Raw genomic sequence first — 22,021 nt, 5'->3', positions numbered from 1 at the left:
TTCGGATCAGGTGTGGTGCTGCATCGCGGCACAGGCCGGAACCCTTTCGTGCCGCCGGGTGTTCCCTGACCAGCGTGGTTACGCCGGCCTGCTCAACCGCCCCTTGCACGGGCCGCCAACTTGCTGTCCGATGCAGCCAGGCCAATTCCAGACCGAAGAACAGTTAGTTTAAGACAAAAGGTTATTTCATGACGACACTCACCCAGGACTGCACCCCTTTCGAGGGGCAAAAACCCGGCACTTCGGGCCTGCGCAAGAAAACCCGCGTCTTCATGGAGCCGGGCTATGTGGAATGTTTTGTCCAATCCGTTTTCAACGCCATCGAAGGGGTCGAGGGCAAGACCCTTGTCATCGGGGGGGATGGCAGGTTCTTCAACGCCGAGGCGATCCAGACCATTCTGCGGATGGCTGCAGCCAACGGGGCGAAACGCGCCATTGTCGGCAAGGACGGGCTGCTCTCCACGCCGGCGGCTTCGCACCTGATCCGCAAGCGCGGCGCCTCCGGCGGGCTGATCCTGTCGGCCAGCCACAATCCCGGCGGGATCGATGCGGATTTCGGCCTGAAATACAACGTCTCCAACGGCGGCCCGGCCCCCGAGAGCGTGACCGCCGCGATCTATGACGAAACCAGGACCATCAGCAGCTACAAGACGCTGGACACCGACGACATCGACCTGGGCGATCCGGGCGAGACGACACTGGGCGGCATGACGGTCGAAATCGTCGACCCGGTTGCCGCCTATGCCGTGTTGATGGAAAAACTCTTTGACTTCGACGCCATCAAAGGGCTGTTTCAGGCCGGGTTCACCATGCGCTTCGATGCCATGCATGCCGTCACCGGCCCCTATGCCAGGGCGATTCTTGAGGAAAAGCTGGGCGCGCCCGAAGGCACCGTGCTGAACGGCGTGCCCTCGGTCGATTTCGGCAAGGGCCATCCGGACCCGAACCCGATCTGGGCAAAGCCGCTGGTCGACATGGTGATGGCCGAAGACGGCCCCGATTTCGCTGCCGCCTCGGATGGGGACGGGGACCGCAACATGATCCTCGGCCGCGGCGTTTACGTGACCCCCTCTGACAGCCTTGCCGTGCTGGCGGCGAATGCCCATCTGGCGCCGGGCTACAAGGCGGGGATTGCGGGCGTTGCGCGCTCGATGCCCACCAGCCGCGCCTGTGACCGCGTGGCAGAGGCCATGGGCATCGCCTGTTTCGAAACCCCCACGGGGTGGAAGTTCTTCGGCAACCTGCTGGACGCGGGCAAGGTGACGCTCTGCGGCGAGGAAAGCGCCGGCACCGGCAGCAGCCATGTGCGCGAAAAGGATGGGCTCTGGGCGGTGCTGCTCTGGCTCAACATCATCGCGGTGCGCGGCCAGTCGGTGCATCACATCCTCAAGGATCACTGGAAGGAATACGGCCGCAACTATTACTCGCGGCATGATTACGAGGCCGTCGACGCCACTGCCGCAGCCGGGCTGATGGGTGCGCTCGAAGCGGCATTGCCCGACCTGCCCGGCCAGCGCCCTGCCGGGCTGATGATCACGGAGGCTGACCAGTTTTCCTACCACGATCCGGTGGACGGTTCGGTGAGCGAGAACCAGGGCCTGCGGATCAATTTCGAAGGCGGCGCGCGCGGCGTGCTGCGCCTGTCCGGCACCGGGACCGAAGGGGCGACGCTGCGGGTCTATCTGGAACGCTATGAACCCTCCGGGGGCGATCTGGAGATCGAAACGCAAGCAGCCCTGGCCCAGGTCGCGGCGGCGGTGGCGGAACTCAGCGATCTGGAAAAACGCACAGGCAGGACAAAACCGGACGTGATGACCTGAGGGTGGCGGGTGGTGTGACCTGAAGTGCCGCACCCCACCCGTTCAGAACAGGTCTTTCAGCGCTGCGAACAGTTCCGCCTGCGAGGAAATGTCGAGCTTTCGGTAGATGTTGCGCCGGTGCACCTTGACCGTTGCGCGCGCGATACCAAGGTCAAGCGCCGCCGACAGGTTCGAATGCCCCTGCAGGATCAGCGCAGCCAGTTGCGCCTCCCGCCGGGTCAGGACCGTGCCGGACAGGGCGGTGACGTGATCGCGGATGATCGTGTCCAGCGGGCTGTGGACCGGCGGCTGAACCCTTTCGCCCAACTGGTCCTGACGAAACTCGCAGTACTGGCGCAGCAGTTCCAGCATGACAGGGCTGAAATGGCGCAGGCATTGCAACTCCTTGCGTTTGAAACGCCCCTGCCCGGCTTGCCTGCTCATCGACAGATGGCCCGTGGCACCACCCTTGAGATCGACCAGCAGACCAACCTCGTCGCAGATTTCGGTCTTGCAGTAGTATTGAAGGTAATATTCCCCGGAAAAGAACCGGTCCGGCGCGATCTCGGACAGCCGGTACATTGCACCGGGCGAGGCCCGCTTGCGCATCTGGAAAAACGGATCAAGCCGATAGGATCCGTCGAGGTAATGGCGCGGATAGGAGGTCTTGAGCGAGCAATCCGCCAGCCAGCTGTCCAGCGCCTGCGGCGTGCCGCTGTCGCTGAACCGCAGGATCAGGAAGGTATCAAAGCGCAGTCGCGCGCGCAGCAGCCTGCGAAAATGCTCAAAGAACGATTCGTCCTTGCAATGGGCAAATGCCCGCTGGAGGCGAAGCACATCACCCTCTCTGAGCATCTCTGTCATTTCTAACCCCCAAAAGACCAAACATTAGTCATTTAATACCCCCGTGGGGGTATTTTTTCGCCAGACTATTGCAGCAATCATTCGATTGCATGGTGTTTGCCCAAGTCTCGGGCGACGTTGAGAAGACCATAACAGGGGGAACGCTAAAAGTGGCGACAGCCATCAGTGTACGCAATCTGCGCAAGGTCTATCCGGGACAACCGCCCGTCGTTGCGTTGGCGGATGCCAGCATCGACATCAAGGACAACGAATTTTTCACCCTGCTGGGTCCGTCGGGCTGCGGCAAGACAACCTTGCTGAGGATGATCGCCGGGTTCGAGCATCCGACGGCGGGCAGTCTGACCATGCATGGTGAAAACCTGCTGGAGTTGCCGCCCTACAAGCGGCCGGTGAACACGGTATTCCAGAGCTATGCCCTGTTCCCGCATCTGACCGTGGCCCAGAACATCAGTTTCGGCCTTGAGATGCTGGGCAAACCCAAAGCGGAGATCAGGCAGACCGTCGACGAGATGATGGCGCTGGTCAAGATGACGGAGATGGCAGACCGCCAGACCGGTCAGATCTCCGGCGGCCAGCAGCAGCGCGTGGCACTGGCCCGTGCCCTGGCCCCCAAGCCGCGTGTGCTGTTGCTGGACGAACCGCTCAGCGCGCTGGATTTCAAGCTGCGCAAGGACATGCAGCTGGAACTCAAACGCCTGCAGATGGAGACCGGGATCACCTTTGTCTTTGTCACCCACGATCAGGAAGAGGCGCTGACCATGTCGGACCGGATCGCGGTGATGAACGCGGGCGAAATCCGGCAGATCGGCAACCCCCGGCAGATCTACGACCAGCCCGCCGAGCGCTTTGTCGCGGATTTCATCGGGGATACCAATTTCCTGCCAGCAGAGCTGATCGAGACTGCCGGGCAAACCGCCACGATACGCCTGTCATCCGGCAAACAGATCGCGGCCCGCGCCGCCGAAAGCGGATCGCAAAAGGGCAAGGTCACGCTCGCCGTGCGGCCCGAACACGCCAGCATCGGCCCCGAGGCCGAGGGCCTGCTGGCCGGCACCCTGGGCGAAGTTGTCTATTTCGGGACCGACACGCATTACCATGTGGCGCTGGAGGACGGGACCGGCTTCGTGGTGCGTCAGCAGAACCGCCCGGATGCGACCGCGCAGTTTTCCTCCGGCGACCGGGTCGGCGTGCATTTTGCACCCGGCATCGGTCAGGTCCTGAAGGATTGACCTGATGGCCGATCTGTCCTCTGCCGCCGAGACTCAGGCCAGCCGCCGCCGCTGGCTGCTGCTGGCACCTGCCCTGTTCATCCTTGTCTTCGCCGCAGCCGGGCCTTTGCTGATCACGCTGGTCTATTCCTTCCTGACCCCCGGCGATTACGGCGGTGTCGAATGGCAGGCTTCCTGGCAGGCCTGGTTCAACGTGGTCATGGAACGCGACATCTTCGACGATACGCTGGGCTGGTCCGACGCGCATCTGAGCATCTTCTGGCGCTCGGTGAAACTGTCGCTGATGACCACGGTGCTCTGCCTTTTCTTCGGCTTTCCCACCGCCTATTTCATCGCGACCCGCCCGAAAAAGCAGCGCGATCTGTGGATGCTGCTGATCATCATTCCGTTCTGGACCAACCTGCTGATCCGCACCTTCGCGGTGGTGGAGCTGATCCGGGCGGAAGGCACGGTCAACACGCTGCTGATCTGGCTGGGTATCATCGACACACCGATCCAGATGCTGTTCACCGAATTCTCGATCCTGCTCGGCATGGTCTATGTCTATCTGCCCCTGATGGTGCTGCCGCTCTATGCTTCGATGGAGCGGCTGGATTTCAGCCTGGTCGAGGCGGGATACGACCTTTACGCCACGCGCCTGAAAGTGCTGCGCCGGGTGATCCTGCCGCTGGTCAAACCGGGGGTCATCGCCGGGTCGATCCTGGTCTTCGTGCCTTCGCTGGGCGCCTACGTGACGCCCCGCGTCATGGGCGGCGGCAACCAGCTGATGATCGGCAACCTGATCGAGCTGCAGTTCGGCCAGGGCCGCAACTGGCCGCTGGGGGCGGCGCTGTCGATCACGCTGCTGGCCATCGTGATGGTGGCCCTGATGGCCTATGTCCGCGCCGCCGGAAACCAGGAGCCGCATCGTGTCTAAGGCATTCAACGTCAGCCGGCAAAACGGCTTCACCACCATTGCGATCACCTGTTTCGTACTGCTTTACCTGCCGATCATCCTGCTGGTGGTCTATTCCTTCAACTCCGGCACCTCCGTCGCGATCTGGGAGGGGTTCTCCTGGCGCTGGTATCAATCCGCATGGCAAAACGACCAGGTGCAGGAGGCCACCGTGCGCAGCCTGATCATCGCGCTTTGGGCCTCTGCCATCTCGACCACCTGCGCGGTGCTGGCCGCCCTGGCCACAACCCGCACGCGCAAGTTCAAGGGGCAGGCGGCGGTCTTTGCCATGATCAACCAGCCCCTGATGGTGCCCGAGATCGTGACCGCGGTGGCGCTGCTGATCTTCTTCGCGATGATAAAGGTCGCGACCGGCTATACCGGGCTGGCCTATCTGATCGTCGCGCATTCCGCCTTTTGCATCCCCTTTGCCTACCTGCCGATCCGGGCGCGGCTGCAAGGCATGGACCTGAGCCTGGAACAGGCCGCCGCCGACCTCTATGCCACCCCTTTCAAGGTGTTCCGCCGGGTCACCCTGCCCCAGCTCTGGCCGGGAATTCTGGCCGGGGCGATGCTGGCCTTCGTGATTTCGCTGGACGATGTGGTGATCACGGAGTTTGTTAAATCCGCAGGACAGGATACGCTGCCGACCTACATGCTCGGCCAGTTGCGGCGGGTGGTCACGCCAGAGGTCAATGCGATCTCGACCGTACTGTTTGGCATCTCGGTGACCTTCGTCATCGCGTTCACCGTGCTGGGCAAAATCAAAAACTAAGCCAACGGGAGTAAGACAATGAAAAAGACACTGACGGCCCTGACACTGGTGCTGGCCACACCTGCCTTTGCCGAAGGGCAGCTGAACATCTACAACTGGGGCAATTACACCAGCCCCGAGATGATCGAGAAGTTCGAGGCAGAAACCGGGATCAAGGTGACGATCACGGATTATGACAGCAACGATACCGCGCTGGCCAAGATCAAGGCCGGCGGTCACGGGTTTGATATCGTGGTCCCCTCGGGCACCTATGTGCCGATCTTCATCGGCGAGGGGCTGCTGATGGAAAGCAAGCCCAACGAGATGGAGAATTTCAAGAACATGGATCCGCAATGGGTCGATGTGGAATTCGACCCGGGCCGGAACTACACCGTGCCATGGCAATGGGGCACCGTGGGGGTGACCGTGAACACCTCGATTTATGACGGCGACATCAATACCGCTGCCATGGTCTTTGACCCGCCCGAAGAGCTCAAGGGCAAGATCAACGTGGTCCCTGAAATGAATGACGTGATGGGCATGGCGATCCATTATGTCGGTGGCGACCAATGCACCGCTGACAAGGAAGTCCTGAAAAAAGTGCGCGATACCCTTGTCGAGGCCAAGAAGAACTGGCTGTCGATGGACTATGGCATGATCGAGAAATTCGCCAAAGGCGATGTCTATGCCGGCGTGAACTGGAACGGCGCCTCCATGCGGTCGCGCAACCAGAACCCGGACATCGCTTTCGGCTATCCGCAGGAAGGCTATCCGGTCTGGATGGACAATGCCGCGATCCTCACGGATGCGCAGAACGTGGAAGAGGCCAAGACCTTCCTCAACTTCATCATGGACCCCGAAAACGCCGCGATGCTCTCGGCATTTGCCCGTTATGCAAACGGGATCGCAGGGTCCGAGGCCTTCATGCCCGACGACATGAAGACCGCGCCGGAAATCGTGGTCCCGGAAGAGCTGAAAGGGGCCGCCTATGTGGCCAAGACCTGCCCGCCGGAAGCAACCAAGATCTACACCGCGATCTGGACCGAACTGCAGAAATAAGCTGAGAGGCAGCCGCGATCCTGCATCGCGGCTGCCGCCTGCCCCGGAGTTTTCAAAAACTCCGGACCGATTTCTTCAAAGAAATCGCCCCCTCCACGGAGCTATTGAATGACCCCCGACATCATCATCCACAACGGCAAGCTGATGACCTTCGACCCCGATCAGCCCGAGGCGCAGGCGCTTGCGATCACGGGTGGGACGCTCACCGCCGTGGGCACCGATGCGGAGGTAACGGCGCTGGCCGGTGACACCACCCGCATGATCGACGCAAAGGGCGGCACCGTGCTGCCGGGTCTGATCGACAGCCATGTGCATCTCTTCGGGGGGTCGGTCGAACTGGAAAGCCTCAGCCTTTACGGCGTTGAAGGGCTGGAGGCGATGGCCGAAATGATCCGCCCCCATGCCGCGGCCAATCCCGGTGATGACCTCGTTTTCTGCGTCATGGCCGATTACGGCATCCTTGGCACAGGCCGGACCCCGACCCGCCATGACCTCGACACCATCCTGCCGGACCGCCCGCTGGCGATGTTTGCGCCGGATCACCACACCGTCTGGGCCAATACCGCCGCCCTGCAGGCCGCGGGCCTGTTGCAGGGCGGCGCGGTCGATGCCGGATCGGAAATCGTGATGGGCGACGACGGGCTGGCCAGCGGTGAACTTCTGGAACCCGGCGCCTACAGCCCGGTTCTCGCCCTGACCCGTCACGCGGGACGCGAGATGATGGGGCTGACCACGGGCAAGGATCCGGTCCCGGCCCCGACGCCCGCGCAACGCGAAATGGACAAGGACGTGATCGCCCGGGGCCTTGCACATTGCGCTGCACAGGGCATCACCGGGCTGCATCTGATGGACGGCAACCTCTACCAGCTGGAACTGCTGAGCGAGCTTGAGGCCGAGGGCCGCCTGCTCTGCCGCTGCATGGTGCCCTTCCACTTCAAGGGCACCGATCCGATTGACCGCATCGCCGCCGAAGGCGTGCCCATGCGCGACCGCTACCGGGGTGACAAGGTCTGGTGCGGGCATATGAAGATGTTCATCGACGGGGTGATCGAAAGCGGCACCGCGCTGATGCTGCAACCCTATCCCGGTGATCTGGGCAAGGACGGCAACATGGGTGATGAGGTCTTTACCCAGGCGCATTTCGTCGCCGCGGCGCAGGAGGCCGACCGCCACGGGATGCAGATTGCCGTCCATGCCATCGGTGACGCAGGCGTGCGCCGCACGATCGACGCCTATGCCGCCGCCCAGGCCGCCAATGGCAAGCGCGACAGCCGCCACCGGATCGAACACCTTGAGGTCATGCATGTGCAGGATATCCCGCGGCTGGCCGAACTGGGCATCGTCGCCTCGATCCAGCCGGGCCACGCCCCGCGCGGCCATATCTTCCCCCCCGGCGCGGTGGGACAATATCTGCATGCCGACCAGATCGCCGGGGCCTATGCCTGGCAGGACATCCGCAACACCGGCGCGCGGGTCGTGTTTTCCACCGACTGGCCGGTGATCCCGCTGGATGTCATGCCCAATATCAAGGCCGCGATTGCACCGCTGGACCTTGGCCCCGACTGGCGCGACCAGACCCAAAGCCTGCATGACACGCTGGCCAGCTATACCCGCGACAATGCCTGGGTGGAGTTCAACGAGGACCGCAAGGGGCAGATCAAGGCGGGCATGATGGCCGACATCGCAGTGATGAGCCATGATCTGAACACCCTGCCGCCGGCGGAGATCACCCGGGCGCGGGCGCAGGTGACAATCTGCGATGGCAAGGTGACCTTCGAACGGGGCTGACCCCAGGTGGAAACCTGCCTATAAGGTCGCGACGCAAGCCAATCAGACCAGCCGAGGGACCATGCCAGAGAACAGAGTTATCATCGCCGGGGCCGGTATCGGCGGTCTCGCCCTTGGGCTGACGCTGCACCAGATCGGGGTGCCCTTCACCATTTTCGAATCCGTCAGCGCGCTGCGCCCCCTCGGCGTGGGCATCAACCTGCAACCCAATGCGGTGCGCGAATTGTTCGAGATGGGCATCACGGCCCCAGAGCTGGACAAGGCCGGGGTGCCCGCGCGCGAATGGGCGCTGGTGGGCCAGCAGGGCCAGGAAATCTATGCCGAGCCGCGCGGGCTGGAGGCAGGATACAACTGGCCGCAATATGCGATGCACCGGGGGCAGTTGCAGATGCTTCTGGCACAGGTCCTGATGGACCGGGCGGGTCAGGATGCGGTGCAACTGGGCAGCCGTGTGGCAGGATACGAAAAGACGCCCGGCGGCAGGGTCAGCGCCATCGTGACCTCCGCCGACGGATCGGAACGGCGCGAGGCCGGGGCGCTGCTGATCGGTGCCGACGGCATTCACTCCAAGGTGCGCGCGCAGATGCACCCCGACCAGCCGCCGATCCATTGGGGCGGTGCCGTCATGTGGCGTGGCACCAGCATGGCCAGACCCGTGCGCACCGGGTCATCCTTCATCGGGCTGGGCACCCATCGCCAGCGCATGGTGATCTACCCGATCTCGCCGCCCGATCCCGACACCGGTCTGGCACAGGTCAACTGGATCGCCGAGGTCACCATGGACGATCCCGGCGCGCGCGATGACATCGGCTGGTTCCGGCAGGTGGAGATCGACGACTTTGCCCATCATTTCGACGATTGGGTTTATGACTGGCTCGATGTGCCTGCCCTTCTGCGCGGCGCGGATGTGGCCTATGAAAACCCGATGATCGACCGCGACCCGGTGGAGACCTGGGTTGACGGGCCGGTGGCCCTGATGGGCGATGCCGCCCATGCGATGTATCCCACCGGGTCGAACGGGGCCAGCCAGGCCATCGTCGACGCGCGGGAACTGGGCGCGGCTTTCCTCGCCCATGGGGTGACACCTGCGGCGCTGGCGGCCTTCGATGCGAAACTCTGCGCGCCGATCTCCGCGCTGATCCTGCGCAACCGGGGTGCCGGTCCCTTCGGGCTGCTCAACATGGTGAACGACCGCTGCGGCGGCAGTTTCGACAATATCGACGAGGTGATCTCGGCCGCGGAACGGGCCGAATTCATGGCAAAATACAAGGCCGCCGCCGGTTTCGCCATCGAGGCACTGAACAGCGCCGCGCCCACCATCCCCGAAGGCGCGCAGGTGCATCAGCGCGCCGCCGAATAGCGCTAACGCGCCCCGCCTTAAACGTGAATCGCCGATACCGGGTGTTTCAGGTTAAAGGCGGGACGCTGTCACCAGCCAATGCCGCGTAATCGCTGACCAGCAGGCGGCGGGGGGCCACGTCTTCTTCCACCTTTGAGAACCGGGCGATCGGTTCGCGAAAGACATTGTCGGTCTCATCGTCGTTCACCGTGCTGACCTCACCGATCAGCACATCGCCCCCCTCGCCCCAGAAGGCATGCCAGTCCCCGGGCCGCAGGGTCACGCTTTGCCCCGGTGCCAGACGCAGCTTTTCTCCCGGCTGATAGGGGCGCAGCAGACCGTCGCACATGACCTGGCCGCCCCGGTCGGGGGCAAATGCCCCGGTCTCGTCCGAGCCGAAAAGCTCGACCACCAGGGTCGCACCGCCCCGGTTGATGATGTCTTCGGCCTTGATCACATGGGTGTGCATGGGCGACAATTGATCGCGCTTCGAGATCAGCAGTTTCTCGGCATAGCACATGCCGCGCCCCGCGGTGAGATCGCTCGGCAGACCATTGCGCAGGGTGAACAGCACCAGCCCCATCTCATCGAAACGCCCGGCGCCGTAGTCGGTCACATCCCAGCCGCAACGCGCGGTGACGACATGGGGCGCGGCGGCGGCGCGTTCCGGGAATTCTTCCGGTGTCCAATCGGCAAAGGGCGGCAGGACAAAGCCGTGACGGCGGATCATTTCATCTGCCTCGGCCAGCAGTTCGTTGATGCGGGAGCGTTTCATCTAGGGTGCCTTTGGTATCGGACGGTCAGTCCACGGAAAAGGAATGGGCCATCAGAAAATACTGGCTGAAGATCGGCGCGCAAGCCGCCCCGATGGCGCGGGCATCCCCGCCGATCCCCCCCGCCTCCAGGCGTGGCAGGATCAGGCCGCGGCTGTCCTCGGTCGCCATGCAGGCGCGGACCTGCTCCACAAGCCTGCTGCGAATGGTCTGGGGGAAGGCACCGTCGATGACCACCGCCTCGAAATCAATCACCGCGCAGGCGGACAGGGCCGCGCGCGCGATTTCGGAGGCAATTTCCTCGATCCATTCCGCAACCAGCGGCTCGAAGTCGGACCAATCCTGCGGCTGCACCCATAACGCGCGGGGGTCGATCCCTGCCGCGCTCAGCTTGGTTTCCAGAAGATGAATGGATGCCACATCGACCAATTGCCGCGTGCGCCCGTCCTTGTCACCCACACGCAGTGACCCCAGGGCGCCTGCATTGCCGGAAGCCCCCTCATAGACCGAATGGTTCAGGACAATCCCGCCGCCAATGAAGGTGGAGACAAAGAAATAGGCGAAGTCCCGGAACTCCTTGCCCCGGCCATAGACATATTCGGCCCAGCAGGCACTGGTCGCGTCGTTCACCATGAAGACGGGCAGATCGGAAAACTCCGCCACACGCTCTTCGAATACCGTGTCTTTCCAGGTCATGAACTGATCGTCCGCATTGCCCCCGGACACGGCCCATTTCCAGATCTCGAAAGGCGCCGCGATGCCGATGCCGCAGAGCCGTTCGGCCTGCGCCGGACCGATTTCCGCCACCGCCGCCTCAAAGGCCTCTTTCATGAAGCCAAAGACCCGGTCCGGGATCGCCATATCGTAAGCGATGCGGCGTTCGAACAGGATTTCGCCGGTCAGATTGGTCAGCAGCAGCTCACTGCTTCGTCGCCCCAGCTTGAAGCCGACCGAAAGCGCCCCGGCAGGGTTCACCACCATCGGCACCGAAGGCTTGCCCACCCGCCCCTTGACCGGTTCCCCCTTGAGCACCAGACCGTCGCTTTCCAGTTTGCGCAGGATCACCGACACGGTCTGGGCCGACAGATGGGTGTCGCGGGCGATGTCGCTGCCCGGCATCTGACCATGGCGATGCAACAGCGACAGGATCAGCCGCTCGTTGTGATTGCGCAGACCTTTCTGGTTCGCACCATTGCTGAGCGGGCGGATCGCGACCGAAGAGTCCATGTCATTTTCTTCCGGGTTCTGCATGGGCCAACCTTGATCTGGATTAATTAGTAAATCAAGTTTATTTATTAATTGACACACGCTATGGTTTTGCTCAGTCTCTACACAGCAGCACTCGATTCGAGGCGCTTGTTGGACATTCTGGGAGGAAACCATGAAAAAACTCATCGCCGGCACCGCATTGGGCCTGATCGCCATGACCGGAGCAGCCTTTGCCGACGCACATGCCGTATCGGCCTGCCTGATCACCAAGACCGATACCAACCCCTTTTTCGTGAAAATGCGCGAAGGGGCCACCGCCAAGGCTGAAGAGCTGGGCATGACCCTGAACACCTATGCCGGCAAGATCGACGGCGACCACGAAACACAGGTTTCCGCCATCGAAACCTGCATCGCCAATGGCGCGAAGGGCATCCTGCTGACCGCCTCCGACACCTCTTCCATCGTGCCTGCGGTCCAGCAGGCGCGCGATGCGGGCATTCTGGTGATCGCGCTGGACACCCCGCTTGACCCGATCGACGCGGCAGACATGACCTTCGCAACCGACAACTTCCTGGCCGGTGAGCTGATCGGGAAATGGGCCGCTGCCACATTGGGCGACGACACCGCCGATGCCAAGATTGCGATGCTGGACCTTGCCGTCAGCCAGCCCACCGTCGGCGTGCTGCGCGACCAGGGATTCCTGCAGGGTTTCGGCATTGACCTGGCCGACCCCAACCGCAACGGCGATGAGGAAGACCCCCGCATCATCGGCAACGATGTGACCGCCGGCAATGAAGAAGGCGGGCGCAAGGCGATGGAGAACCTGCTGGCGCAGGATCCGATGATCAACGTGGTCTATACCATCAACGAACCGGCAGCCGCGGGCGCCTATGAGGCGCTGAAAGCCATCGGTCGTGAAAACGACGTGCTGATCGTCTCTGTCGATGGCGGCTGCCCCGGTGTCGCCAACGTCGCCGATGGCGTGATCGGTGCCACCTCGCAGCAATATCCGCTGCTGATGGCCTCCAAGGGCATCGAAGCCATTGCCGCCTTTGCCAAGGACGGCACCAAACCCGCCGCGACAGATGGCAAGGACTTCTTCGACACAGGCGTGGCTCTGGTGACGGACAAGCCCGTGGAGGGCGTCGAGAGCATCAGCGTCGCGGAAGGCAAGGAACTTTGCTGGGGCTGAGCAAGCGCCAGGGAGGCGGATCTTTTGACCTGCCGCCTGCAAATACGTTAATCTCGGGCCAGTAACGACACGCTGGCCGACAACCCAAACGCAGACCGGGGGCGGGCCACGGCCCGCCCTTCTTGCATCCGGCGCCTGACAGGTCGCGGATTTTCAACGGAGAGAGCACATGTCGCAATCCGATAATTTCGAGGCCGCAGCCTCCACCGCCGCGACCGATGTGGCGCGGTTCGAAGAAGACGACAAGGGGCTGTTCGGCCGCTTCCATCACGCCCTGCATACGACACCTTCGCTTGTACCGCTGATCGTGTTGCTGGCATCCATCGTGGTCTTCGGCAGCATCCTGGGCGCCAAGTTCTTTTCGCCCTTCGCGCTGACGCTGATCCTGCAGCAGGTGCAGATCGTGGGCATCGTCGCCGCTGCGCAAAGCCTGGTGATCCTGACGGCAGGCATCGACCTGAGTGTCGGCGCCATCGCGGTGATCTCTTCGGTGATCATGGGGCAATTCACCTTCCGCTACGGGCTGCCTGTCGAGATCGCGGTGGTGTGCGGCCTGGCCTTTGGCACCGCCATCGGGGCGGTCAACGGCTGGCTGGTGGCGGCCATGAAACTGCCCCCCTTCATCGTGACCCTGGGCATGTGGCAGATCGTTCTGGCGGCGAATTTCCTCTATTCCGCTAATGAAACCATCCGCAGCCAGGACATCGCCGAACAGGCGCCGCTGTTGCAGATGATGGGGGCCAAGTTCAATATCGGCGGGGCGGTCTTTACCTTCGGCGTGGTTTTCATGCTGCTTCTGGTGCTGGTGCTTGCCTATGTGCTGAAACACACGGCCTGGGGCAGACATGTCTATGCCGTGGGCGACGATGCGGAGGCCGCCGAACTGTCCGGCGTCAACGTGCGCGGCACGCTGATCTCGGTCTATGCCATCGCCGGGCTGATCTGTGGATTTGCCGGCTGGGCGCTGATCGGACGGATCGGATCGGTCTCGCCCACCTCCGGGCAGCTTTTGAACATCGAGAGCATCACCGCCGTGGTGATCGGGGGCATCTCGCTTTTCGGCGGGCGCGGCTCGATCCTCGGCACCTTCTTCGGCGCATTGATCGTGGGTGTCTTCACCCTTGGTCTGCGGCTGATGGGGGCGGACGCACAATGGACATTCCTGCTGATCGGCCTGCTGATCATCGCAGCGGTGGCCGTCGATCAGTGGATCAGAAAGGTGGCAGCATAATGGAACAGATCAAATTCTCACATCAACCTGTCCCCGACATCGTGACTGTGGACCAGTGCCCTCTCGGCGATGCAGGCATCGCCTGCCGGGTACGCGGCAAAGCCGCTGAGATCAGAAAGGTGGCAGCATAATGGAACCCATTCTCAAAGCACGCGGACTGGTCAAACGCTACGGGAAGGTGACCGCGCTGGATCACTGCGACTTCGATCTTTATCCAGGTGAGATCCTGGCGGTGATCGGCGACAACGGCGCGGGCAAGTCATCGCTGATCAAGGCGGTGTCGGGTGCAGTCATCCCCGACGCAGGCACCGTAACGCTGGAGGGGCGCGACATCCGCTTCACCTCGCCCATCGACGCACGCAATGCTGGAATCGAGACGGTCTACCAGACCCTGGCCATGTCCCCGGCCCTGTCGATCGCGGACAATATGTTCATGGGCCGCGAGATCCGCAAACCGGGGTTCCGGGGCAAGGTGCTGCGCCAGCTCGACCGCAAGCGGATGGAAGAAATCGCCCGCGAAAAGCTGAGCGAGCTTGGCCTGATGACGATCCAGAACATCAACCAGGCGGTTGAAACCCTGTCCGGCGGCCAACGCCAAGGCGTGGCAGTGGCGCGGGCAGCGGCCTTTGGCTCCAAGGTGATTATCCTGGACGAGCCGACCGCCGCACTTGGCGTCAAGGAAAGCCGCCGGGTGCTGGAACTGATCCAGGACGTGAAAAGCCGGGGCATCCCGATCATCCTGATCAGCCACAACATGCCGCATGTCTTTGAAGTGGCAGACCGCATCCATGTCCACAGGCTGGGCAAACGGCTCTGCGTCATCGACCCGAAAGAACACACGATGTCCGATGCCGTGGCCTTCATGACCGGGGCCAGGGAACCGCAGGCGGCCTGATCCCTTGCTGGAGAAGCTAGTATTGCGGAAACGAAATGCGCACCATTTCCCCATGCCTCCGGATCGCTTGCGATCCGGTTCGCACCCGACCCCGCCCCCCAGGGCGGGTGCGAAACTCCGACCTCGCAAGATGCTGCGAAGTATGGAAAAATGGAGATGCCCCGCCAAATGGAGGGCCGCCCTCGGGGTCGGGCGCGAACCTGCCGTTGAGAGCTGCATTCAATGAACCGAACTTTGAGTCCGGCTGACTAGGGCCTGTGGACATTCATCTTCGCCCACCCGCGCGAGACGGATTTTGCCGCTGGCACCCTGATGTGAGCACAGCAATGTGATCATTGGAAGCGAACATCCGGGAGGGCAGAGGCAAAATCCGCCGCGCCCCGATGGGGTTTCGCCAAAATTACCCATTTCTGCGCAAAGAGAGCTTGAAGTAGCTGACTATTCCGCGCTCTCTTGCCTGGAACTGAGCAACTTTGGACTGAAACGGGTGGGCGACACTGAATGTCAACACGACCTAGTCACCCGCATCAAGGCGGCCCCGATGCGCGGCAAACGCAGGCTGGTCGCCGTGGCGGGTGCCCCGGCCAGCGGTAAATCCACGCTGGCGGAGGTTCTGGCAGGGGCGGATGCCTCCTTTTGCATGGTGCCGATGGACGGGTTTCACCTGGACAACGGCGTGCTGCGGGACCGCGACCTGCTGCACCGCAAGGGCGCGCCGGAAACCTTCGATGTGGCGGGGCTGCGCCATCTGGTCACCCGGCTGGCGCAGGAGGACGAGGTGATCTATCCCGGCTTCGACCGCAGGCTGGACCGCGCGATTGCGGGCAGCGGGGTGGTCGGGCCGGCCATTGAAACCGTGATCCTGGAAGGAAACTATCTGCTGCTGGATCGCCCCGGATGGCGCGATCTGGCAGCACTCTGGGATCTGTCGATCCGGCTGGATGTCCCGGCGGAGGTTCTGGAAACCCGGCTGATGCAGCGCTGGCTGGACCATGGATATTCACCGCAGGACGCTGCCCGCAAGGTCCATCAGAACGACATGCTGAACGCAAACACCGTGATTGCCGACGCGCTGCCCGCCGATATCACCCTGACACCCGACGATGTGCAACAGCGCTAGAGCGTTGTGGGATATACATAAATCACGCATTCGCGGCCTCACCCTTTGGTTGAAGGCGAAAAGTGATCTGCGACTTCTCAAGTTTATCCCGAAACGCTGTGGTCAGACCGGGTTCAGCACCTTGCCCTCTTTGAAGAAGGCAACGAGATTGGCCACTGCCATCAGCCCCATGTCCTCGCGCACCTCCTGCGCCGAGGTGCCCAGATGCGGCAGCAGCGTGACATTCTCCATCCTGCGCAGGGCTTCCGGCACCTTCGGTTCGAACTCGTAGACATCCAGCCCCGCCCCGGCAATGCGCCCCTGCTCCAGGGCTTCGATCAGCGCCGCTTCGTCCACCACATCGCCGCGCGCGATGTTGATGAGCACGCTCTCGCGCTTCATCATGCCAAGTGCGGCGGCGTCGATCAGGTGATGGGTCTCGGGCGTGGCAGGCACCGCCAGCACGACCACATCAGCCGCTTGCAGGACATCTTCCAACCCGGCCAGCTGTGTGGCGTCAAAGGGCAGCCCCGCCACGGTGGAGCGGTTGTAGAATACGATCTTCATGCCAAAGCCCAGCGCCGCCCGCTGCGCAATCGCCTGGCCGATCCGCCCCATACCGATGACGCCCAGCGTCTTGCCGGTGACATGCATGCCCAAAAGCTGCGTCGGATGCCAACCGGGCCAGTTGCCCGCACGGACCATCCTTTCGCCCTCGCCCGCACGGCGACAGGTCATCAGCATCAGGGTCATGGCGATGTCAGCGGTTGCATCGGTCACGGCACCCGGCGTGTTGCTGACCGCCACCCCGGCGACGCGGGCGGCCTTTGCGTCAATGTGATTGAACCCCACACCAAAATTGGCAAGGATCCGGCATCGTGGCCTATCCTTGAAAAAGGACGCATCGAATGCATCCCCAAGGGTCGGCAGAACAGCGTCGAATTCAGCCAGCGCGCGCAGCCGTTCGGCTTGGGTCAGGGGCAGGGTTTCCGCCCGGACTTCCACGTCGAAATGCCGCCGTGCCTCGGCGATCACCTTGTCCGGCAGGGGCCGCGTGATCCATAGTTTCTGCATGTTGTCCTCCGGCTGCTCCGCGACCTGTTTAAGCCGGGTGCCTGGCAGAGACCACGGCTTCCGCACGTCTTTCTGCGCAAAACACGCCAAAGTATGCGCCGCAGCGGGACCATGCGCCATCGGTACAGCCCAGCCCGCCCGGAACGATGACATGTCAAAAATGACATGTCATCATTTGCAGTGCCGAAGGTCCCGCACCTGCGGCCCCGCGCGGCGCTTCCCGATTTTAGAGAGACTTCCGCTAGGTTACGCCAGCGCCGCTGCTTCCCGCGCCAGTTCGGTGATGGCACGCCAGTCGCCAGCCTTGACCAGCGCAGCGGGCGCAACCCAGCTGCCGCCGGCGCAGACCACATTTGGCAGGCTCAGATAGGACTGGGCATTCGACGGGCTGATCCCGCCCGTGGGGCAGAAACTGATCTGCGGCAAGGGGCCACCCAGAGATTTCAGCATCCCCGCGCCGCCCGCCGATTCCGCAGGAAAGAATTTCAACATGTCATAGCCCCGCGCCAGCAGGCGCATGGCCTCGCTCGCCGTGGCCGCCCCCGGCAACATCGGCAGATCCGCCGCCTCTGTCGCTGTCAGCAATGCATCCGTCGCCCCCGGCGACACGCCAAACCGTGCCCCGGCCTTGACGGCAGCGGCCACATCCTGCGCGGTGATCAAAGTCCCGGCGCCCACAACCCCGCCTTCGACTTTCGCCATCTCGGCAATCGCCGCCAGTGCAGCCTCGGTGCGCAAGGTCACCTCAAGCACCGGCAGCCCGCCCTCGACCAGGGCTTCGGCCAGGGGCCGGGCATGGGCCACATCCTCCACCACGAGCACGGGAATGATGGGGGCCATCTGGCAAAGCGCGCGGGCCTCCCGGCTGCTTTCGGCTGGGGTCATGATAGGTCTCCGATCCTAGATGCTGCTTGCGCCGGTATCGGCAGAGCCGACCAGCGTTCTGAAATGGTTGAACAACTCGCGGCCCTGGCCAAAGCCGTTCGCAGTCAGGTCCGCCGTCACGCAGTCACGCTCCAGCACGCCTTCGGTCAAGATATCCAGCCTGCCCTTTGCCGCGTCCACACGCAGGATATCACCGTCGCGCAGCTTGGCGATGGCACCGCCATCGACGGCCTCGGGGCAGACATGGATCGCGCTCAAGACCTTGCCCGAGGCACCGGACATCCGGCCGTCCGTCACCAGCGCGACCTTCAGCCCCCGCGCCTGCAGATTCGCCAGCACCGGCGTCAGGCTGTGCAGTTCCGGCATGCCATTCGCCTTGGGCCCCTGGAAACGGACCACGACGATCACATCCTCCACGAACTCCCCGGCCTGATAGGCCGCCTTCACGGCCTCCTGATCGTGGAACACCCGCACCGGCGCCTCGATCACGTGATGCTCGGGCTTGACCGCCGACACCTTGGTGACGGCCGCCCCCAGCGCGCCATCCAGCCGCTGCAATCCGCCGGTGGGCTGGAACGGGTCTGTCACCGGGCGCAGGATGCGGTCGTTCAGCGTCTCTGCCGCGCCTGCTTCCCAGGTCAGGGCACCGTCCTTCAGACGGGGTTCGCGCGTGTAACGGTCCAGCCCAGGCCCCATGATCGTCTTCACGTCCTCATGCAGCAGACCCGCCGAAAGCAATTGCCCCATCATGAAGCCAAGCCCCCCCGCCGCGTGGAAATGGTTCACATCCGCCAGCCCGTTGGGATAGACCCGCGCCAGCAGCGGCGTCACATCGGCGAGGTCCGAAAAATCCTGCCAGTCCAGGATAATCCCCCCCGCCCGCGCCATGGCGACCAGGTGGATCAGCAGGTTGGTGGATCCGCCGGTCGCATGCAGCCCGACGATGCCGTTCACAAAGGCTTTCTCGTCCAGCACCTGGCTGGTCGGGATATATTCATTGCCCAGATGGCTGATCGACAGGGCGCGCCGCGCCCCCGCATCGGTCAGCGCATCGCGCAGCGGCGTGTTCGGATTGACAAAGCTGGACCCCGGCAGATGCAGCCCCATGAATTCCATCAACATCTGGTTGGTGTTCGCGGTGCCGTAAAAGGTACAGGTCCCCGGCCCGTGATAGGCGCCCATCTCTGCCTTCATCAGCGCGGCGCGGTCCACTTCACCCGCCGCGAATTTCTGGCGCACCTGTGCCTTTTCGTCATTGGAAATGCCCGAGGTCATCGGCCCCGCAGGCAGAAAGACCGCCGGCAGATGGCCAAAGACCTGAGCCGCGATCACCAGCCCCGGCACGATCTTGTCACAGACGCCCAGATAAACCGTTGTGTCGAAGGTGTTGTGGCTGAGCGCCACCCCGGCGGCCAATGCGATCACATCGCGCGAAAACAGGCTCAGCTCCATCCCGGCGGTGCCCTGGGTCACGCCATCGCACATCGCGGGCACCCCGCCCGCCACCTGGGCGGTGCCGCCTGCGGCGCGGGCCGCGGCGCGGATCAACTCGGGATAGCGCTCAAACGGCTGATGCGCCGAGAGCATGTCGTTATAGGCGGTGACGATCCCGATATTTCCCGCCGACTGCGTCGCCAGCGCCTCCTGGTCCGGGCCTGCCGCCGCATAGGCATGGGCCTGTCCGCTGCAGGACAGATGCGCGCGCGCCGGGCCGTCCTGCGCGGCCCTTGCCATCCGTCCGAGATAATCAGCCCGACCCGCGCTGCTGCGGGCGATGATACGGTCCGTGACGCGGGCAACGGTCTGGTTCAGCATGGGATCCTCCATCGATTCGTATCAGGGCCGCCCATCGCGGGCGCACCGGCCAATCACGTATTGTGCATGTGTTCTTCACGCTTCGTCAGCGCCTTGTTAGCGCTAACAGATCGAAAAGTCCAGCACCTCCACATCATCGCGCAAACCTTCGCCCCCTTGCAACCGGGGCTGCGCGCCCGGCGTTACAAAAGTTTCGTCAAACCGACATATCTCTGAAAGCCCGCCCTGACAGATGGTGCCTCAAACCACGGGGGCAACATGCTGAAACTGACCGACCTGACCAAGTCCTTTGGTCCCAATGTCGCGGTACGCGCCGCGAACCTGGACATCGACCGCCCGGCCATGATCGGGATCATCGGCAGGTCGGGTGCCGGCAAATCCACCTTGCTGCGGATGCTGAACCGCCTCACCGACGCGACCTCGGGCGAAATCAATTTCGAAGGCCGCAACATCACCGCACTCTCCGGCAAGGACAAGCGCGACTGGCAGTCCCGCTGCGCAATGATCTTTCAGCAGTTCAACCTGGTGCCGCGCATGGATGTGGTGTCGAACGTGCTGCACGGCACCCTCAACCGCCGTTCGACCCTTGCCAGCATGTTCAGCATCTACCCGACGGCAGACGTGCACCGGGCCATCGACATCCTCGACCGCCTCGGCATCGCCGAACATGCCACCAAACGGGCAGAGGCGCTGTCGGGCGGCCAGCAACAGCGCGTGGCGATTGCCCGCGCCCTGATGCAGGATCCCCGGATCATCCTCGCGGACGAACCCATCGCATCGCTTGACCCGATGAACGCCCAGGTGGTGATGCAAAGCCTGCGCCGCATCCACGAAGAGGACGGCCGCACCATCATCGCCAACCTGCACACCCTCGATACCGCGCGCCGCTACTGCGACCGCGTGGTGGGGATGCGCGACGGCAAGATCGTCTTTGACGGGCTGCCCGAACAACTGACCACCGCGATGGCGCGCGAAATCTACGGCGCCGACGCCTCCTTTTCAGAAGCTGCAACCTCGACCTCGATCGAGACCCTCGACCATGCGCTTGCCTGAATGCCCAAGCCGCACCGGCAAGACCGGGCGGAACATCCAACCAACCGGAGACAACATATGAACAAGCTTCTCGCAGCTGCACTCGCCACCACCGCCCTGAGCACGGGCGCGCTGGCCCAGACCAACGACATTAGCGAATTCCGCATCGGCATCCTGGGCGGCGAAAACGCGCAGGACCGCATGAACAGCTTTCAGTGCCTGGCCGACTACACGTCCGAGGAACTGGGCGTCGAAACCAAGCTTTTCGCCCCCGCCGACTACAACGGCGTGATCCAGGGACTGCTGGGCGGCACGCTTGACATGGCATGGATGGGCTCTTCCGGCTACGCCGCCGTCTACCTTCAGGACCCCGAAGCGGTCGAGCCGGTGCTGGTCAAGATCAACCTCGACGGCTCCTACGGCTACCATTCCATCGGCTTTGCCCGCAAGGACAGCGGCATCGCCTCGCTTGCCGACATGAAAGGCAAGGTCTTTGGCTTCGGCGACCCCAACTCCACCTCCGGCTACCTGATCCCCTCCATCGAGATCCCGCAGGCGGGCGAAGGCATCACCATGGACTCCGGTGACTACTTCGGTGAGGTCAAGTTCACCGGCGGTCACGAACAGACCATCGTCGCGGTCGCCAATGGCGAAATCGACGGCGGCGTGACCTGGGCCGACGGCCAGGGCAACTGGGAAGACGGCTATAACTCCGGCGCGCTGCGCAAGGCCGTGGACGCAGGCCTGGTCGACATGAACGACCTGGTGGAAATCTGGCGCTCCAAGCCGATCCCGGAAGGCCCCGTTGTCCTGCGCAAGACCCTCCCCCAGGAGGTCAAGACCAAGATGACCGCATTGGTCGACAACCTGTATGAGACCGACCCCGATTGCGCCTATGGTGTGGCGTCGGGCGATACTCTGGGGTTCGATCCGATCACACATGACGCCTATGTGTCGATCGTCGAAGCCCGCAAGGCGAAATCGAATTGATCAAAGACATTTAAGTTGAGCTGCAGGTCCCGGTGTCACATCGGGGCCTGCAATTTTTTG

General features: G+C 63.1%; 20 protein-coding genes. 14 read left to right on the top strand and 6 right to left on the bottom strand.

The genetic code is table 11. The features are described 5' to 3' along the window. Positions 1-188: 188 nt before the first annotated feature. On the top strand, positions 189-1,820 hold the full coding sequence (locus PVW51_RS07125) for an alpha-D-glucose phosphate-specific phosphoglucomutase (RefSeq protein WP_274574259.1): 1,632 nt from the start codon (positions 189-191) through the stop codon (positions 1,818-1,820). Between the two features lie 42 nt (positions 1,821-1,862). Here the strand turns inward: PVW51_RS07125 and PVW51_RS07120 are convergent, their stop codons facing one another. After that, positions 1,863-2,663 carry a helix-turn-helix domain-containing protein gene (locus tag PVW51_RS07120; protein ID WP_274574258.1) on the bottom strand — a complete coding sequence of 267 codons (801 nt, stop codon included), beginning with the start codon at positions 2,661-2,663 and terminating at the stop codon, positions 1,863-1,865. Positions 2,664-2,812: 149 nt separating this feature from the next. Here PVW51_RS07120 and PVW51_RS07115 point away from each other — a divergent pair, with 149 nt between their 5' ends. The 6 genes from PVW51_RS07115 to PVW51_RS07090 all read left to right on the top strand — a co-directional run bounded on the left by PVW51_RS07115 (position 2,813) and on the right by PVW51_RS07090 (position 9,787). Next, positions 2,813-3,892: an ABC transporter ATP-binding protein gene (locus PVW51_RS07115; RefSeq protein WP_240313039.1), complete on the top strand. Its 1,080-nt coding sequence runs from the start codon at positions 2,813-2,815 to the stop codon at positions 3,890-3,892. A gap of 4 nt (positions 3,893-3,896) precedes the next feature. Next, positions 3,897-4,808 carry an ABC transporter permease gene (locus PVW51_RS07110; RefSeq protein ID WP_269365738.1) on the top strand — a complete coding sequence of 304 codons (912 nt, stop codon included), beginning with the start codon at positions 3,897-3,899 and terminating at the stop codon, positions 4,806-4,808. Continuing rightward, positions 4,801-5,601 (top strand): ABC transporter permease, encoded by an 801-nt coding sequence (locus tag PVW51_RS07105; RefSeq protein ID WP_269365736.1) that lies wholly within the window; start codon positions 4,801-4,803, stop codon positions 5,599-5,601. Before PVW51_RS07110 ends, PVW51_RS07105 begins: the two co-directional genes overlap by 8 nt. An 18-nt stretch (positions 5,602-5,619) precedes the next feature. After that, on the top strand, positions 5,620-6,639 hold the full coding sequence (locus PVW51_RS07100; protein WP_269365735.1) for an ABC transporter substrate-binding protein: 1,020 nt from the start codon (positions 5,620-5,622) through the stop codon (positions 6,637-6,639). Between the two features lie 108 nt (positions 6,640-6,747). Next, complete coding sequence (locus PVW51_RS07095; RefSeq protein WP_274574256.1) at positions 6,748-8,427, top strand: amidohydrolase; 1,680 nt, start codon at positions 6,748-6,750, stop codon at positions 8,425-8,427. 61 nt (positions 8,428-8,488) lie between these two features. Next, complete coding sequence (locus PVW51_RS07090) at positions 8,489-9,787, top strand: flavin-dependent oxidoreductase (protein WP_274574255.1); 1,299 nt, start codon at positions 8,489-8,491, stop codon at positions 9,785-9,787. 46 nt (positions 9,788-9,833) lie between these two features. On the opposite strand, the gene PVW51_RS07085 is transcribed toward PVW51_RS07090, so the two are convergent. Both PVW51_RS07085 and PVW51_RS07080 read right to left on the bottom strand, forming a co-directional pair. Further along, complete coding sequence (locus PVW51_RS07085; RefSeq protein WP_274574254.1) at positions 9,834-10,541, bottom strand: D-lyxose/D-mannose family sugar isomerase; 708 nt, start codon at positions 10,539-10,541, stop codon at positions 9,834-9,836. Between the two features lie 25 nt (positions 10,542-10,566). Beyond that, positions 10,567-11,790, bottom strand: coding sequence for an ROK family transcriptional regulator (locus tag PVW51_RS07080; protein ID WP_269365731.1), 1,224 nt, complete (start codon positions 11,788-11,790; stop codon positions 10,567-10,569). A 130-nt stretch (positions 11,791-11,920) separates the two neighbouring features. Between PVW51_RS07080 and PVW51_RS07075 the strand changes: the two genes are divergently transcribed. From PVW51_RS07075 to PVW51_RS07055, 5 genes are all read left to right on the top strand, one after another. Next, positions 11,921-12,940, top strand: coding sequence for a sugar ABC transporter substrate-binding protein (locus tag PVW51_RS07075; protein WP_269365729.1), 1,020 nt, complete (start codon positions 11,921-11,923; stop codon positions 12,938-12,940). Positions 12,941-13,109: 169 nt separating this feature from the next. Further along, entirely contained in the window at positions 13,110-14,171 is a 1,062-nt protein-coding gene (locus tag PVW51_RS07070) for an ABC transporter permease (protein ID WP_269365728.1), read from the top strand. After that, a complete protein-coding gene (locus tag PVW51_RS07065) occupies positions 14,171-14,302 on the top strand; it encodes a hypothetical protein (RefSeq protein ID WP_274574251.1) in 132 nt (43 codons plus the stop codon). The genes PVW51_RS07070 and PVW51_RS07065 overlap by 1 nt, the downstream gene beginning before the upstream one ends. After that, positions 14,302-15,066, top strand: coding sequence for an ATP-binding cassette domain-containing protein (locus PVW51_RS07060; protein ID WP_269365725.1), 765 nt, complete (start codon positions 14,302-14,304; stop codon positions 15,064-15,066). Before PVW51_RS07065 ends, PVW51_RS07060 begins: the two co-directional genes overlap by 1 nt. 541 nt (positions 15,067-15,607) lie before the next feature. After that, positions 15,608-16,186: a nucleoside/nucleotide kinase family protein gene (locus tag PVW51_RS07055; RefSeq protein WP_274574250.1), complete on the top strand. Its 579-nt coding sequence runs from the start codon at positions 15,608-15,610 to the stop codon at positions 16,184-16,186. A gap of 102 nt (positions 16,187-16,288) precedes the next feature. On the opposite strand, the gene PVW51_RS07050 is transcribed toward PVW51_RS07055, so the two are convergent. The 3 genes from PVW51_RS07050 to edd all read right to left on the bottom strand — a co-directional run bounded on the left by PVW51_RS07050 (position 16,289) and on the right by edd (position 19,939). After that, on the bottom strand, positions 16,289-17,239 hold the full coding sequence (locus PVW51_RS07050) for a 2-hydroxyacid dehydrogenase (protein ID WP_274574248.1): 951 nt from the start codon (positions 17,237-17,239) through the stop codon (positions 16,289-16,291). A gap of 246 nt (positions 17,240-17,485) precedes the next feature. Next, positions 17,486-18,124, bottom strand: a complete 639-nt coding sequence (gene eda / locus PVW51_RS07045; protein ID WP_274574247.1) for a bifunctional 4-hydroxy-2-oxoglutarate aldolase/2-dehydro-3-deoxy-phosphogluconate aldolase — start codon at positions 18,122-18,124, stop codon at positions 17,486-17,488. A 15-nt stretch (positions 18,125-18,139) separates the two neighbouring features. Then, complete coding sequence (gene edd, locus PVW51_RS07040) at positions 18,140-19,939, bottom strand: phosphogluconate dehydratase (protein WP_274574246.1); 1,800 nt, start codon at positions 19,937-19,939, stop codon at positions 18,140-18,142. 258 nt (positions 19,940-20,197) lie between these two features. Here edd and phnC point away from each other — a divergent pair, with 258 nt between their 5' ends. After that, complete coding sequence (gene phnC, locus PVW51_RS07035) at positions 20,198-20,992, top strand: phosphonate ABC transporter ATP-binding protein (protein WP_114274978.1); 795 nt, start codon at positions 20,198-20,200, stop codon at positions 20,990-20,992. A 57-nt stretch (positions 20,993-21,049) separates the two neighbouring features. Beyond that, complete coding sequence (phnD, locus tag PVW51_RS07030; protein WP_274574245.1) at positions 21,050-21,961, top strand: phosphonate ABC transporter substrate-binding protein; 912 nt, start codon at positions 21,050-21,052, stop codon at positions 21,959-21,961. Positions 21,962-22,021: the final 60 nt, after the last annotated feature.

Origin of the sequence: Sulfitobacter sp. PR48 (assembly GCF_028807335.1) — a bacterium.
Lineage (GTDB): Bacteria > Pseudomonadota > Alphaproteobacteria > Rhodobacterales > Rhodobacteraceae > Sulfitobacter.
This window is presented reverse-complemented; position numbering and strand designations above follow the sequence as displayed.

What these genes read in the sequence shown, in the direction of transcription:
- PVW51_RS07070 (WP_269365728.1), top strand. Translation starts at nt 13,110, where the DNA reads ATGTCGCAATCCGATAATTTCGAGGCCGCAGCCTCCACCGCCGCGACC.
- PVW51_RS07050 (WP_274574248.1), bottom strand. Translation starts at nt 17,239, where the DNA reads ATGCAGAAACTATGGATCACGCGGCCCCTGCCGGACAAGGTGATCGCC.
- PVW51_RS07120 (WP_274574258.1), bottom strand. Translation starts at nt 2,663, where the DNA reads ATGACAGAGATGCTCAGAGAGGGTGATGTGCTTCGCCTCCAGCGGGCA.
- PVW51_RS07080 (WP_269365731.1), bottom strand. Translation starts at nt 11,790, where the DNA reads ATGCAGAACCCGGAAGAAAATGACATGGACTCTTCGGTCGCGATCCGC.
- PVW51_RS07075 (WP_269365729.1), top strand. Translation starts at nt 11,921, where the DNA reads ATGAAAAAACTCATCGCCGGCACCGCATTGGGCCTGATCGCCATGACC.
- phnD (WP_274574245.1), top strand. Translation starts at nt 21,050, where the DNA reads ATGAACAAGCTTCTCGCAGCTGCACTCGCCACCACCGCCCTGAGCACG.
- PVW51_RS07090 (WP_274574255.1), top strand. Translation starts at nt 8,489, where the DNA reads ATGCCAGAGAACAGAGTTATCATCGCCGGGGCCGGTATCGGCGGTCTC.
- edd (WP_274574246.1), bottom strand. Translation starts at nt 19,939, where the DNA reads ATGCTGAACCAGACCGTTGCCCGCGTCACGGACCGTATCATCGCCCGC.
- PVW51_RS07060 (WP_269365725.1), top strand. Translation starts at nt 14,302, where the DNA reads ATGGAACCCATTCTCAAAGCACGCGGACTGGTCAAACGCTACGGGAAG.
- PVW51_RS07110 (WP_269365738.1), top strand. Translation starts at nt 3,897, where the DNA reads ATGGCCGATCTGTCCTCTGCCGCCGAGACTCAGGCCAGCCGCCGCCGC.
- eda (WP_274574247.1), bottom strand. Translation starts at nt 18,124, where the DNA reads ATGACCCCAGCCGAAAGCAGCCGGGAGGCCCGCGCGCTTTGCCAGATG.
- PVW51_RS07065 (WP_274574251.1), top strand. Translation starts at nt 14,171, where the DNA reads ATGGAACAGATCAAATTCTCACATCAACCTGTCCCCGACATCGTGACT.
- PVW51_RS07100 (WP_269365735.1), top strand. Translation starts at nt 5,620, where the DNA reads ATGAAAAAGACACTGACGGCCCTGACACTGGTGCTGGCCACACCTGCC.
- PVW51_RS07055 (WP_274574250.1), top strand. Translation starts at nt 15,608, where the DNA reads ATGCGCGGCAAACGCAGGCTGGTCGCCGTGGCGGGTGCCCCGGCCAGC.
- PVW51_RS07085 (WP_274574254.1), bottom strand. Translation starts at nt 10,541, where the DNA reads ATGAAACGCTCCCGCATCAACGAACTGCTGGCCGAGGCAGATGAAATG.
- PVW51_RS07095 (WP_274574256.1), top strand. Translation starts at nt 6,748, where the DNA reads ATGACCCCCGACATCATCATCCACAACGGCAAGCTGATGACCTTCGAC.
- phnC (WP_114274978.1), top strand. Translation starts at nt 20,198, where the DNA reads ATGCTGAAACTGACCGACCTGACCAAGTCCTTTGGTCCCAATGTCGCG.
- PVW51_RS07125 (WP_274574259.1), top strand. Translation starts at nt 189, where the DNA reads ATGACGACACTCACCCAGGACTGCACCCCTTTCGAGGGGCAAAAACCC.